Origin of the sequence: Polaribacter marinaquae, from assembly GCF_038019025.1 — a bacterium.
GTDB classification, from domain to species: domain Bacteria; phylum Bacteroidota; class Bacteroidia; order Flavobacteriales; family Flavobacteriaceae; genus Polaribacter; species Polaribacter marinaquae.
This window is the reverse complement of record NZ_CP150496.1, coordinates 2228552-2241888: the sequence shown is the minus strand read 5'-3', so window position 1 is coordinate 2241888 and position 13337 is coordinate 2228552. Positions and strand designations below refer to the sequence as shown.

The following is a 13337-nucleotide window of genomic DNA, read 5'->3' as shown; positions in this document are numbered from 1 at the left end:
CAAAATTACGACAAAAAAGAGGCAATTTTATAGCTTTTGAAAAAAATTAGTTGGTGAAAAAGTCAAAAACATTACTAATAGCACTTGTTTTTGTTTTGTAAAATTCTGTGTATGTGCAACGCTCGCAAGTAACACTTGTAAATTTCTGATTTTGAATATCAAAAATTTTAGACAATGTACCACCGGTTGCCCTCATTTGTCCTAGTTTATAAGTTTTACTGTTACATTTAGGGCAAGTGTAATTTTTAATTTGATCGCTCATAATAAATTGTGTTTATCTATTAGATGCAAATTTTACAATTTTGTTACAAAACTCTTAATACCAATGAAGTATTTTATGTAATTTTGTTTCTTAATTTTTTCATATAAAACGATGTCTGAAGAGAAAAAATCGCTCAATTTTTTAGAGCATATTATAGAAGAAGATTTAGCAAACGGAATGCCAAAAGAAAATTTACGTTTTCGTTTTCCGCCAGAACCTAACGGTTATTTGCACATTGGTCATACAAAAGCTATTGGTATTAGTTTTGGTTTAGGTGAAACTTATAATGCGCCTGTTAACTTACGTTTTGATGACACAAATCCTGCTAAAGAAGAGCAAGAATATGTAGACGCAATTAAGAAAGACATTTCTTGGTTGGGTTACACTTGGGCTAATGAATGTTATTCTTCAGATTACTTTCAGCAATTATATGATTGGGCAATTTTATTAATTAAAGACGGTAAAGCTTATGTAGATTCTCAATCATCAGAAGAAATGAGAGTACAAAAAGGTACGCCAACTTCTGTAGGTACAAATAGTCCTTTTAGAGATAGAACCGTAGAAGAAAACTTAACCTTGTTTCAAGACATGAAAGATGGTAAGTTTAAAGAAGGCGAACATACATTGCGTGCAAAAATAGATATGAGTTCTCCTAATATGTTAATGAGAGATCCATTAATGTACAGAATTATGTACAAAGCACACCACAGAACTGGTACAGATTGGTGTATTTACCCAATGTACGATTGGACGCATGGTGAAAGCGATTATATAGAACAAATATCACATTCTTTATGTTCTTTAGAGTTTAAACCTCATAGAGAATTGTACAATTGGTTTCGTGATAATGTATATGATTTTAGCAAATCAGAATATCCAAATCCACCAAAACAAAGAGAGTTTTCTCGTTTAAACTTAAGCTATACAATAATGAGTAAGCGTAAGTTATTAACTTTAGTAGAACAAGGTATTGTATCTGGTTGGGATGATCCCAGAATGCCAACTATTTCTGGCTTAAGAAGACGTGGTTATACACCTGCTTCTATTAGAAGTTTTGTAGAAACTGTTGGAGTTTCTAAACGTGAAAACGTAATAGATGTTGCTTTATTAGAATTTAAAATTCGTGAAGATTTAAACAAAACAGCACCTAGAGTAATGGCTGTTTTAGATCCTGTTAAAGTAGTAATTACAAATTACCCTGAAGGAGAAGAAGAATTACTAGATGCTAATTACAACGATTATGAAGATGGTTTTGGTAGCAGAAAGGTTCCTTTTTCTAGAGAAATTTATATCGAAAGAGAAGATTTTAGAGAAGAAGCAAATAAAAAGTTTTTCCGTTTAAAATTAGGTAAAGAAGTTCGTTTAAAAAACGCTTATTTTATTACTGCAAATAGTTGCACTAAAGATGCAGATGGTAATATTACAGAAATACAGTGTACTTACGATCCGTTAACAAAATCTGGAAGTGGTACACCAGAAAGCTTGCGTAAAGTAAAAGGAACTTTGCATTGGGTTTCTGTAAAACACGCTATAAAAGCAGAAGTAAGAGCGTATGATAGACTATTTTTAGATGAAGCACCAGATTCACATAAAGACAAAGATTATATGGAGTTTATCAACCCAAATTCTTTAGAAATTATTGATGCTTATTTAGAACCAAGTTTACAAACTGCAAAAATAGGAGAGCGTTTTCAGTTTCAAAGAATGGGATATTTTAATGTTGATGATGACTCTACAACAGAAAATTTAGTTTTTAATAAAATAGTTGGTTTAAGAGATTCTTGGGCTAAAAAATAAAGCATGAAAAAAATACTTTTAATAGCAATCTTAATGTTTACAATTTCTTGTTCTAACAACAAAGAAGTTAAACAAGTGGCAGCTATTTCTTGCGGACAGTGTAAATTTGATTTAGATTCTGAAGAAGGTTGCAGCTTAGCTGTAAAAATTGATAAGAAAGCCTATTTTGTTGATGGTTTTAATATTGATGATTTTGGCGATGCACACGACAAACATACTGGTTTTTGCGAAGTTATAAGGCAAGCAGAAGTTACTGGCGTAGTAGAAAACAATAGATTTAAAGCTACAGAAATAAAGCTTTTAGAGATGAAGTAATTGCATTTTACAGCATAAAAAAATCCGAAGTAATTATTACTTCGGATTTTTTTTTTTACGCTAATATTTAGTTCTATTAATTAAGGTGCAGGATTTGGTATTGCCGCATGTACTCCTTCAATTTCTTTTAAAACATCTTCAGATAAATTAATATTTATTGAATTAATATTTTCTTTTAACTGACTCATTTTTGTTGCTCCAATAATATTACTAGTTACAAACGGTAACTGATTGATAAAAGCAAGTGATAATTCTGACAAGGTTAAATTGTTCTTTTTCGCAATCGTTTCATACCTCTTAACTGCTTCTAAAGAACCATCGCCCATATAACGAGCAATAAATCTAGGAAACAAAGTTCCTCTTGCTCCTTCTGGTTTATTACCGTCTAAGTATTTACCCGACAAAACACCTTGCGCCAATGGCGAATATGCCAACAACCCAATATTTTCTCTTAAAGAAACCTCACTCATTCCGTATTCGTAGGCTCTATGAATCATAGAATATGAATTCTGTATTGTAACGGGTCTTACTAAATTATTTGAATCTGCCGTTTGCAAATACTTCATTGTTCCCCAAGGAGTTTCATTAGAAAGCCCGATAGCTTTTATAGTACCTGCTTTTACAAACTCATTTAAAGTTTCTAAAATTTCTAGATGATTTTCTGCCTCTTTAGATGATGTTTTATATGGATAATCTCTAGTACCAAAACAGTTTACACCTCTATCTGGCCAATGCAACTGATATAAATCTAAATAATCTGTTTGTAATCTTTTTAAACTAGCTTCAACAGCTTCTGTAATATTTTTTCTATTAAAACCCCCTGTTCTAATATGTTTTGTATAATCGCCACCACCAGCAATTTTACTTGCCAAAACTACTTTTTCTCTATTGCCTGTTTTTTGAAACCAATTACCAATAATTCTTTCGGTTTCTGCATAAGTTTCTGGCGTTGCTGGTACAGGATACAACTCTGCAGTATCAAAAAAGTTTACACCTTTTTCTAAAGCATAATCCATTTGTTCAAATGCCTCTTCTTGTGTGTTTTGTTTTCCCCAAGTCATGGTTCCTAAACAGATTTTAGAAACTTTTATCGATGTATTACCTAGTTTTGTATACTTCATTTGTATGAATTGTAAATTTTAAATTAAATGTTTTAAAACAATAAATTATGCACGAATTTAAAGCTTAATCTATAAAAAAACAATAAGCGTATAATTTTAAAAATTATACGCTTATCAATAAAATATATTAGTTTCTTATTTTAAAATAGCTTCTATACCCGGTAATGTTTTTCCTTCTAACATTTCTAGCATTGCGCCACCACCTGTAGACACGTAACTTACTTTTTCTGCAAAACCAAATTGCTTAACTGCAGCTACAGAATCTCCTCCACCTACTAAAGAGAAAGCTCCGTTTTTAGTTGCATTATCAATAGAATGTCCTAAGGCAATTGTTCCTTCAGAAAATGTTTCCATTTCAAAAACACCTAACGGCCCGTTCCATAAAATGGTTTTACATTTGTTTACAACAGCATCAAAATTTTCTCTAGATTTTGGTCCTGCATCTAAACCTTGCCAACCATCAGGAATTTGAGTAATATCTAAAACTTTAGTATTTGCAGCGTTATTAAAATCATCCGCAGCAATTACATCTACAGGTATATGTACTTCTACACCTTTTTCTTTTGCTTGCTTTAAAATATCTAAAGCTAAATCCATTTTATCATCTTCACAAATAGAGTCACCAACTGTGCCACCTTGTGCTTTGATAAATGTAAAACTCATACCACCACCAATTATTAAGTGATCTACTTTGTCTAAAATGTTTTCTATTACTGTAATTTTAGATGAAACTTTTGCGCCTCCTAAAATTGCCAAAACAGGTTTTTCTGAATTGTTTAATACTTTATCTATACTTTCGATTTCTCTTGCTAATAAATTTCCGAAGCATTTATTTTCTTCAAAGAATTGTGCAATAATTGTTGTTGATGCATGCGCTCTATGTGCAGTACCAAAAGCATCATTTACATAAATATCACCAAACTTAGATAGTTTTTCTGCAAAAGCAACATCTCCTTTTTTCTCTTCTTCGTAAAAACGTAAATTTTCTAATAATAAAATTTCACCAGATTCTAAGTTTGCAACTGCTTCTTTTACTTTATCACCAATACAATCTTCTACAAACTTTACATTACAACCTATAATATCTACTACAGATTTAACAATATGTTTTAAAGAAAATTCTTCTTGAAATCCTTTTGGCCTTCCTAAATGAGACATTAAAACACAACTTCCTCCTTGTTCTAAAATATCTATAATTGTAGATTTAGCTGCTTGAATTCTTGTAGTGTCTGTAACTTCAAATTTATCATTTAAAGGAACATTAAAATCTACACGAATAATTGCTTTTTTATTTTCGAAATTAAAATCTTTTAGTGTTTTCATTATTGTTTGTTTTTAACAAAAATACCTAAATCTTTAGGTTTATAGAAATTGATTACTGAAAAATTAAGATATCGTTTGCGTAGATTATACGCTACACCAATTTTAAGATTTAAACTTGTTTTTAAGTTTATTAACAGGGCTAGTTGCTCTATTTTGATATGCGTGCAATGTGCTGCTTAAAATTAATATAGTTGCTGCTACAAAAGCAATTTTTTCTATAGTATTGTTTTTATTGGCAACCCCAATTGCTATTAAAGCCCAAGCACCAACTAAAGCAAACTCTCTTAAGTTTCTAGACCATGTAACTATTAAGTTAATTGTTGTCGCAATAATTATTAGAATAATCGTCCAGATTACAGGAGAAATTCCAAAACCAGACCAATTTATTTTCACTAAATACGATGATACGTTTGCAATACTTGCAACCGTTACCCAACCAGCGTATATTACAAAAGGCCACCAAAGAAAAAATATAATTGATAAAGGAGCATCCCAAATTTCCATTTTATTGTTTACAACAATTTTTAAGATAGAAAAGAGCAAAATAAAAATGCAAATACAAGACAAACCAGTAAACTCATAAATCCAACAGAAAACCCAAGACATGTTTGCTAAACAAGAAATTAAAAACCAGAAGCCTATTTTGTCTACAAAATTGTTGTCTTTTACATTAACAAAAAGACTTCTACCTTGATAGATTACAAAACCAAATAATAGCAAATATATAATTCCCCAAATAGAAAAAGCATAACCAGCAGGTGTAAATAAAGTGTTTAAATTTTTAGACACACTACCTATTGTAGTGTTATTCATGGCACCTGTATTTGATAAATAATTTATAAACACCATGGCTACAAAGGCAATACCATTTGTTATTTGTAAAAACTTTTTCATACTTTATTTTTGATTATTGTAATCATTAAAAATACAAAAATTTCTAATTAAAAATTCAAGAAACACTTATATTTGCTTATGCTTTTTAACCAAGTTATAGGTCAAGATCACATAAAAAACCATTTGCAAGTTTCTGCAAAAAATGGTAGAATACCACATGCTCAATTGTTTGTAGGAAAAGAAGGTAGCGGTACTTTACCAATGGCTATTGCCTATGCGCAATATTTATTATGTAATTTTTCTGATAATGTAGAAGCTTGTAATATTAAATGCGAAAAACTACAACACCCAGATTTACATTTTGCTTTTCCGGTAACCACAAATAACACTGTAAAAAAACATGCTGTTAGTAATTTATTTCTGGAAGATTGGCGAGATTTTACAAAAAATCATCCCTACGGAAGTCTCTTTAATTGGTTACAATTTATTGGTGTAGAAAATAAACAAGGTAATATTGGTGTTGATGAAGCAGAAGCTGTTGTAAAAAAATTACAGTTAAAATCTTACGAAGGTGGTTTTAAAGTGATGATTATTTGGATGGCAGAAAAAATGAATATTGCAGCATCAAATAAACTTTTAAAGTTAATAGAAGAGCCACCAAATAAAACTGTTTTTTTACTAATTACAGAAAGTGAAGAACAGATAATAAACACCATAAAATCTAGATGTCAGGCCTTGCATTTTCCTGCTTTAAGTGAAAGTGATATTGCAAATGCTTTGATTGAAAGAGAAAATTGCTCTGAAAATGAAGCCGCTAAAATAGCACATCAAGCAGAAGGAAATTATAATAAAGCTGTGCATCTATTACATAATGATTCTTCTGACATGGTATTCGAAGAATGGTTTGTTGCTTGGATTCGTACTGCATTTAGAGCCAAAGGAAACGCTGCGGTTGTACAGCAATTAATAGAATGGTCTGAAACTATTGCTAAAACAGGTAGAGAAACTCAAAAACGATTTTTAGAGTATTGTTTACAGTTTTTTAGACAAGCTTTGCTACTTAATTACAAAAGTGATAATTTGGTTTTTATGGAAACTAAAACAGGTTTTGATCTTTCTAAATTTGCCCCTTTTGTGCACGCCGGTAATATTTTAGAGATTGAAAAAGAACTAAATGATGCAATGTATCATATCGAAAGAAACGGAAATGCTAAAATCATTTTATTAGATCTTTCTATGAAATTAACAAGATTTCTTCATAAGAAGGAAGAAACTTTGTAAGTTTTAAATGCCTTTTGCTGCTCTTTTTGCTATATATAAGTCTGCAATTGTAGGGTTTTCTGGACACGACTTTATTTTTTCGAAAATATCACCCGCTTTAACTAACCCTGTTTTAAGTACTTTAAAATAAATACCGCAATAGGTTGTGTTCCAAAATTGTTTTACAATTTGCATATCGTTAAAACGAACTCCTAATTTCATACAAGGATTTCTTTGAACAGTAGCCTCTAAAACAGTTTCGCCAACTTTAAAAGTATCTCCTTGATGTATTTTTGTTTCATCTAAATCATCTACGGTTAAATTTTCGCCAAACATGCCCATTTCAAAATTCAAATCAGGATATAACTCCTTAAAGTACGCGTAATGTTTTAAAGAATAGCCATAAACTGCTTGTAAAACGCCACCATGATGTTCTCTATCACAAATTGCATCTTCTTTTACTTCTTCAATATCTAAAAAAATAGGTTTATCTACAGCATATTTAAAAATACCTGTAGTTACGTTTTTACCTTTCCAGTTAACCTCTTTTTTTTCACCAATATTTGTAGTAACAATTTTCATGAAAAAGAATTATTTTGTGAATTTAGATAATGCTTTCTTTGTAAAATCAGACAAAACTAATTCACCTGAAACAGCAGCTCTTGCTTCTAATAAAGCAGACCAATTTTCTGTACCTTTCCATAAAGCTTTTTTCATTTCTGCTAAAGCCATCGGATTATAACTAGCCAATTTTGAAGTTAAAATATCTATTTCTTTATCTAATTCTTTCTGATTTTCTAAAACTTTAGCATACAAACCTTTTTCTTTAGCCCAATACGCGTTTTTCCAGCTTGTGGCGTCTAAAGTTAATTCTGCCGTACCAGAAACACCAATTTTTCTAGACACTGCAGGTTCTATAACAAAAGGACCAATACCTATTGTAAATTCTGATAATTTTATCGAAGCACTTTCTGTTGCCAAAACATAATCACAAGCCGCAGCAATACCAACACCACCGCCAACTGTTTTACCTTGAATTCTACCAACTATTAATTTACCACAAGTTCTCATGGCGTTAATTACATTTGCAAAACCAGAGAAAAACTGTTTTCCTTCATTTAAATTAGACACAGCGACCAACTCATCAAAAGAAGCGCCTGCACAAAAAGCTTTTTCTCCTTCCGACTTTAAAACAATTACGGAAACATCATTATTTGATCCAACAGACAATAATTCTTTGGTTAATCTAGCTAATAATTCTCCAGGAAAAGAATTACTTGCAGGATGCCCAAACTCTATTGTTGCAATATTATTTTGAATATTAGTGTATAAACTTCCGTTTTCTCTAGTTGTAGCCATAATTGTAAATTTTGAGTAAAAATAAGTTTTAAAAAATTAATAAAAGAATACTAATTTCTGATAAAATTAAATTTTCGAACTGTTTTCTGCCAACGGAATAAATTTATTTCTAAACTTAAAAACCAAAGGCAAACCTCTAGCAATAATCCATAGTGTAAAAGCAATCCAAATAGCAACTAATTTATATTCTAAATAATCAAAAAAGAATAATGTGGGAATAAAAACAAAACCTGTTGCCAAAATTAAAAGGTTTCTTAAGTATTTCATTTCTCCCATACCTTTAAACATCCCATCAAAAATAAAGGTTACTGCGTTTATAGGTTGTGTAATTAAAACAATCCAAAAAACAGCATAAAATTGCTTTAAAACTGCAGTTTCTTTGGTGAAAATTTCCCCAATAAAATTGTAAAAAAGAAAACCTATTAAGCCAATACAAACACCTACAATTAAACCATATTTAAATAATTTATTACTTAAGTCAAGCAAACTTTTATAATCTTTTGCACCTAATAATTTACCAGACAAAATATTACCTGCACTAGAATAACCATCAATCATAAAAGCGCCCAATAACCAAATATTTAAACTAATTGTATAGGCGGCAATATATTCTTTACCGTAACCTGTTGCGTAAGAAGTAGCAAAATACAAGGCTACATTTAATGCAATTGTTCTAATAAAAAGGTTACCAATCATACCCAATAATCTTGGAATTTCAGCATGAAAAGGCAATCTAACTTTTAAAGAAATAGGTGTTTTTTTAATTAATAAATATAAAGAGATTACAGCCATAGAAACCTGTGCAATTACACTTGCATAAGCAGCACCTTCTATATGCATTGCAGGCACAAAACCCTCTATACCATACACCAATATTAAATCTAAAATAATATTTATTGATGCGCCAATTATAGCAATAATCATTGGGTAAAAAGTATTTTGTAAACCTCTAAAAGTACCAAATATGGCAAATACAAATAATGCAAACGGAAAACCAAATATTCTAATATTAAAATAGGTGATACAAAATTCTAAAATTTCTCCTGAAGCATTATAAAATTGAAAAATCTGTCTAGAAAACGGATATGATATTGCTAATACAATTAAGCTACCAAAAACAATTATTGCAATTGCTTGTGCTGGTAATTCTTTAATATCATTAATCTTATTAGCGCCTACATATTGAGAAACTATAGATGAAATTGCACTTCTAATTTGCCCAAAAACCCAAACAAGCATCGAGATAAATGCACCAACAATACCAACTGCAGCAAGACTTTCTGTGGCATTTGTATCTATATTACCAATTATTGCAGTATCTGTAATCGATAAAACAGGTTCTGCAATACCAGCAATTAAAGCAGGAATTGCTAATTTATTTATATTTTTAAAGCTAATATTTACATTCAAAAGATAGATGTTTTTGCAAATGTACATTTCTAAAAAATGAAATCGAAAACGATTCTATTAAAATTAACTAACTTTGTAATAATAAAAACAAACCATTATGAAACACATTTTAGTACCCATTGGATCTACAGAAAACGCACAAAAAACCTTACAATATGCTATTGATTTTGCTTCAGAAATTAATGCAAAAGTCTTTGTTTTTAGAGCGTACAGTGTGCAGTCTAAAGCAGGAACAATGAAAAATGTAGATGCAATTATAGAAAAAGAAACTAATTTGTATTTAAGAACTATGGTTAATATTTGCGATGTTAAAAATGTTGAAATTAAACTGATTTCTGCTAAAGGTAGCGTTGTAGATAGTGTTGAAGCTATAGATCAAGAATTGGGTATTGACCTAGTAATTGTTGGTACAAAAAGTAATTCTATAAAAGAGGGATTATTCTTAGGTAGAACCGCTGGTAGTTTGGTTAAAAAATCTAATTTGGCAATATTGGCTGTACCAGAAAATTATGAATATAAAACAGTTTCTAATATTTTAATGGCTTTTAAATCTGGTGTTGTAAAAAGTAAAACCGTTTTAAAGCCTTTAGAGTTTATTGTTAATAAATACAAAGCACAAGTAAACTTATTATTGGTTAAAACACCAAGTTATAAAGAAGAACACTTAGTGCTTCATAAAGATTTAGAAAGCTTACAAAGCACATTAACGGTTACCGAAAATGCAACTACTTTTCAAGGTGTTTTAGAGAACATAAAAACACACAACCCAGATATGTTATGTGTTTTTAGAAGAAAAAGAGGTTTCTTTAAAAAACTGTGGGAAAAGAACACTATTCTTAAAGAAGAGTTTTATTCTAACGTACCACTATTAGTTTTAATAGGTAAGTAAATTAATATCTTAAATCTGCAGGCTCTAAAAAATCTATTTTAGAGCTGTAGATTTCTTTAATATATATTTTAATCTCTTCGATAAATTCATCTAGTTTTTCTTGTGTGATTTTAGTTTCTGCCTTTCTTCTTGGCAATGCAAAGTCTATTGGTAAAAAACCACTGTTAAGATTTTTAAAAGAATAAATACCTGCTTCTAAAGGTTTAGAAAAGTCATAATTTTTACCTTTAGTAAATAGATAAGTATACAATAAAACTTGTATCGCTTTTAAGTGCTTTTCATCTCTTAAATATTCAAATTCTGGCACTCTAAGATTACCACCGGTTACCATACCCGTTTTATAATCTATAATTCTTAACACTCCGTTTAACTCGTCTACTCTATCAACTTGCCCATGTAATTTAACCTTAAAATCTAACCCTTCAATTTCTATTTCTGCTGCCAAGTTTTCTTCTGTAGCAATTATTTTAAGTTGATTCTTATCGTCTTCTAACAATTCTTTTTCTTTCGTTAGAAAATTAGTTACAAATCGATTCGCAACTTCAAAAATCAATCTGTTTTTACCTTTTGTTAAATCTCCGTTTTTAAATTGAAGTTCAAAGTGTTTTGTTACCAAATCTTTTGCTTCTTTTTGCATTTGTTTGATATTAGCCACAGATAAAAACTGGTTTACAAATGGCGTATACAGCTCATCTAAAGTCTCATGAACAACGGTTCCTAAAGTATTAAAAGCTACAGTTTCTTCAACATCATCAAACTCTTTAATTTTTAAAACTTTTTGCTTGTAAAAAGAAATAGGATTGTACAAATAATTAGTTAAAGCAGATGGCGATATTCCTTTTTTTGCCAATTCTTTTAATCGAGCAAAAGTGGCTTCGGTTTTATATACTTCTTTTAATTGTTGCTTGTTAGAAATTACTTTTGGCGAGATATTTTTATGAACTACATCTTGTCGCATCATTTCTAACTGCGTAACAAACCTACTTTTTTCTCCACTTCCAAAAGCATCATGTTCTGTATTGTAAAGTATAAAAACATTTTTTGCTCTTTGCATCAATCTAAAAAAATGATATGAAAAAATAGCATCTTTTTCTCGATATGTTGGCAATCCGAAGTTGACTTTTACATCAAAAGGTATAAATGTATTTTGCTGCGAACTTGCTGGTAAAACACCTTCGTTTGTAGATGTTAAAATGATGTTTTCAAAATCTAAAACACGTGTTTCTAACATTCCCATAAGCTGTAAACCTCTTAGTGCTTCACCCTGAAAAGAAAGTGTTTCTGATGTTATTAATTGTCTAAAAAATAACATTAACGTTTTTAAATCTGTAAAATAACTGTAAGTGCTTTGTAATGTCTTTAACTGTGTAAAAGCGGTATAAAATCTAAATAAATATTCTTTTTCTAGATCTGTAACATCTTCTTTTAAAAGATCTATTACGTCTAAAATTCTATCTAAAAAATTTGCAACTGTTGTAAAACTGCTAAACAGTGATAACAGAACTTTTTGTACATTTTCTCCGGATTTTTTTAAGAGCTGAACCAGCTTATCTTTATCTATAAAAATAAGATTTTCTTTACCAATTTCTTCAGTAAAATCATCTACTAAAGAAGCATTATTTTGTGATAATAACTTATAAATTGATTGATGTTTTAAAAACCGAACAACATCTTTATGATAAAATTGATTCTCTGCTGTTTTTTGGAGTTTTTCTTGAGAAATAAACAATTGAAAAATAGAAAACAGCAAGCTAGTTGTTGGTATATCTTTTAAAGGATATCCCATTGTTATGTTTATAGCATTGATGTTTTTAGGCAAAGAATTTAACGTAATTGGCAACAATGTTTCGTCTGCTAAAATTAGTGCCGTATTCTTAAAGTCAGAAAATTTTTCTAAGATTTCTCCTGCATATTTAACTTGTGTTGTGTTTTTTGATGCACCAATTACTTGAATATTTTTTGGTTGAGATAATTTGTTACTTAAGGTTTTTAATGAATTTTTCTCATAAAACTTCCATTCCTTTTTATACTTTCTGATAAAGTTTCCTGCTTGATGGTTCGAGTTAAAAAGTTGCTCATCTAAATCCCAATAAATATCAGAATTGTTGGTTTCCAGTACTTTTTGAAATAAGAATTCTTCTGCTTTATTTAATGCATTAAATCCTATAAAAAAGTATTTTTTTTGCTGATTTTTCTCTAGATAAACATCGATATTATTGCAAGCTTCTCGATACATTAAACCCTGGTAACCAATCTTTTTTTCTAATAAAAATTGATACAAAGGATTGTAAAAATTATTTAACTTTTCTAAAAACGCATAATGATCTTTTATAAATTCTGTTTCTTTAAATGTACCTGTTACAGACCATTTTTTTAATCGCTGAATATCTCTTATGTACACAAAAATTTCTCTTGTGTTTACCAAGTGTTGATCTATTTCATTGAAATCTTGCAAAACCGTAAATGCCCAAGAAGAAAATGTGTCAAAAGAATCTGGTTTTTCTTCTAAACTCTTATAAATTGTATAAAAATGGAATAGCAATTGTATGCTATCTGCTTTGTCTATGCCAGAAACTTGCTGAATAAATTGCTCTATATTTAATGTTTCTGGTAAAAAACCAACTGATATTTTGTCTTTTAATGTTTGCTTTAAAAAAACTTTTGCTCTTTGTGATGGTAGTATAAACACCACATCTTCAAAAGATTTTGTAGTTTTTAAAATTGCGTCTAAAGTTTCAGAAATAAAAGATTGCATAGCTTTTTTTGA

General features: G+C 29.9%; 12 protein-coding genes. 4 read left to right on the top strand and 8 right to left on the bottom strand.

Translation table 11 applies throughout. From position 1 onward, the window contains the following. Positions 1–46: 46 nt before the first annotated feature. Complete coding sequence (locus WG950_RS10215; RefSeq protein ID WP_079737545.1) at positions 47–262, bottom strand: zinc ribbon domain-containing protein; 216 nt, start codon at positions 260–262, stop codon at positions 47–49. 111 nt (positions 263–373) lie between these two features. Between WG950_RS10215 and WG950_RS10210 the strand changes: the two genes are divergently transcribed. Both WG950_RS10210 and WG950_RS10205 read left to right on the top strand, forming a co-directional pair. Then, on the top strand, positions 374–2059 hold the full coding sequence (locus WG950_RS10210) for a glutamine--tRNA ligase/YqeY domain fusion protein (RefSeq protein WP_079737546.1): 1686 nt from the start codon (positions 374–376) through the stop codon (positions 2057–2059). Between the two features lie 3 nt (positions 2060–2062). Continuing rightward, the gene (locus WG950_RS10205) at positions 2063–2374 is read left to right on the top strand and encodes a DUF6370 family protein (RefSeq protein ID WP_340932113.1); all 312 of its coding nucleotides are present in this window, start codon (positions 2063–2065) and stop codon (positions 2372–2374) included. A gap of 80 nt (positions 2375–2454) precedes the next feature. On the opposite strand, the gene WG950_RS10200 is transcribed toward WG950_RS10205, so the two are convergent. The 3 genes from WG950_RS10200 to WG950_RS10190 all read right to left on the bottom strand — a co-directional run bounded on the left by WG950_RS10200 (position 2455) and on the right by WG950_RS10190 (position 5712). Next, positions 2455–3495, bottom strand: coding sequence for an aldo/keto reductase (locus WG950_RS10200; RefSeq protein WP_340932112.1), 1041 nt, complete (start codon positions 3493–3495; stop codon positions 2455–2457). Positions 3496–3630: 135 nt separating this feature from the next. Then, positions 3631–4818, bottom strand: a complete 1188-nt coding sequence (locus tag WG950_RS10195; protein ID WP_340932110.1) for a phosphoglycerate kinase — start codon at positions 4816–4818, stop codon at positions 3631–3633. 102 nt (positions 4819–4920) lie between these two features. Then, the gene (locus tag WG950_RS10190; RefSeq protein ID WP_340932109.1) at positions 4921–5712 is read right to left on the bottom strand and encodes a tryptophan-rich sensory protein; all 792 of its coding nucleotides are present in this window, start codon (positions 5710–5712) and stop codon (positions 4921–4923) included. 78 nt (positions 5713–5790) lie between these two features. On the opposite strand from WG950_RS10190, the gene WG950_RS10185 reads away from it, so the two are divergent. Then, the gene (locus WG950_RS10185) at positions 5791–6933 is read left to right on the top strand and encodes an ATP-binding protein (RefSeq protein ID WP_077810410.1); all 1143 of its coding nucleotides are present in this window, start codon (positions 5791–5793) and stop codon (positions 6931–6933) included. 3 nt (positions 6934–6936) lie between these two features. Here the strand turns inward: WG950_RS10185 and WG950_RS10180 are convergent, their stop codons facing one another. The 3 genes from WG950_RS10180 to WG950_RS10170 all read right to left on the bottom strand — a co-directional run bounded on the left by WG950_RS10180 (position 6937) and on the right by WG950_RS10170 (position 9681). Beyond that, positions 6937–7494, bottom strand: coding sequence for an MOSC domain-containing protein (locus WG950_RS10180; protein WP_340932106.1), 558 nt, complete (start codon positions 7492–7494; stop codon positions 6937–6939). A 9-nt stretch (positions 7495–7503) separates the two neighbouring features. Continuing rightward, complete coding sequence (locus WG950_RS10175; RefSeq protein WP_340932104.1) at positions 7504–8271, bottom strand: enoyl-CoA hydratase/isomerase family protein; 768 nt, start codon at positions 8269–8271, stop codon at positions 7504–7506. A 66-nt stretch (positions 8272–8337) separates the two neighbouring features. Beyond that, positions 8338–9681, bottom strand: coding sequence for an MATE family efflux transporter (locus WG950_RS10170; RefSeq protein ID WP_340932101.1), 1344 nt, complete (start codon positions 9679–9681; stop codon positions 8338–8340). Between the two features lie 97 nt (positions 9682–9778). Between WG950_RS10170 and WG950_RS10165 the strand changes: the two genes are divergently transcribed. Further along, positions 9779–10570 (top strand): universal stress protein, encoded by a 792-nt coding sequence (locus WG950_RS10165; RefSeq protein ID WP_340932100.1) that lies wholly within the window; start codon positions 9779–9781, stop codon positions 10568–10570. A 1-nt stretch (position 10571) separates the two neighbouring features. On the opposite strand, the gene WG950_RS10160 is transcribed toward WG950_RS10165, so the two are convergent. Further along, on the bottom strand, positions 10572–13325 hold the full coding sequence (locus WG950_RS10160) for a PD-(D/E)XK nuclease family protein (protein ID WP_340932099.1): 2754 nt from the start codon (positions 13323–13325) through the stop codon (positions 10572–10574). Between the last annotated feature and the right edge of the window lie 12 nt (positions 13326–13337).

Excerpts from the sequence above, each read along its gene's own strand:
- WG950_RS10215 (WP_079737545.1), bottom strand. The coding sequence starts at position 262 with ATGAGCGATCAAATTAAAAATTACACTTGCCCTAAATGTAACAGTAAA.
- WG950_RS10210 (WP_079737546.1), top strand. The coding sequence starts at position 374 with ATGTCTGAAGAGAAAAAATCGCTCAATTTTTTAGAGCATATTATAGAA.
- WG950_RS10205 (WP_340932113.1), top strand. The coding sequence starts at position 2,063 with ATGAAAAAAATACTTTTAATAGCAATCTTAATGTTTACAATTTCTTGT.
- WG950_RS10200 (WP_340932112.1), bottom strand. The coding sequence starts at position 3,495 with ATGAAGTATACAAAACTAGGTAATACATCGATAAAAGTTTCTAAAATC.
- WG950_RS10195 (WP_340932110.1), bottom strand. The coding sequence starts at position 4,818 with ATGAAAACACTAAAAGATTTTAATTTCGAAAATAAAAAAGCAATTATT.
- WG950_RS10190 (WP_340932109.1), bottom strand. The coding sequence starts at position 5,712 with ATGAAAAAGTTTTTACAAATAACAAATGGTATTGCCTTTGTAGCCATG.
- WG950_RS10185 (WP_077810410.1), top strand. The coding sequence starts at position 5,791 with ATGCTTTTTAACCAAGTTATAGGTCAAGATCACATAAAAAACCATTTG.
- WG950_RS10180 (WP_340932106.1), bottom strand. The coding sequence starts at position 7,494 with ATGAAAATTGTTACTACAAATATTGGTGAAAAAAAAGAGGTTAACTGG.
- WG950_RS10175 (WP_340932104.1), bottom strand. The coding sequence starts at position 8,271 with ATGGCTACAACTAGAGAAAACGGAAGTTTATACACTAATATTCAAAAT.
- WG950_RS10165 (WP_340932100.1), top strand. The coding sequence starts at position 9,779 with ATGAAACACATTTTAGTACCCATTGGATCTACAGAAAACGCACAAAAA.
- WG950_RS10160 (WP_340932099.1), bottom strand. The coding sequence starts at position 13,325 with ATGCAATCTTTTATTTCTGAAACTTTAGACGCAATTTTAAAAACTACA.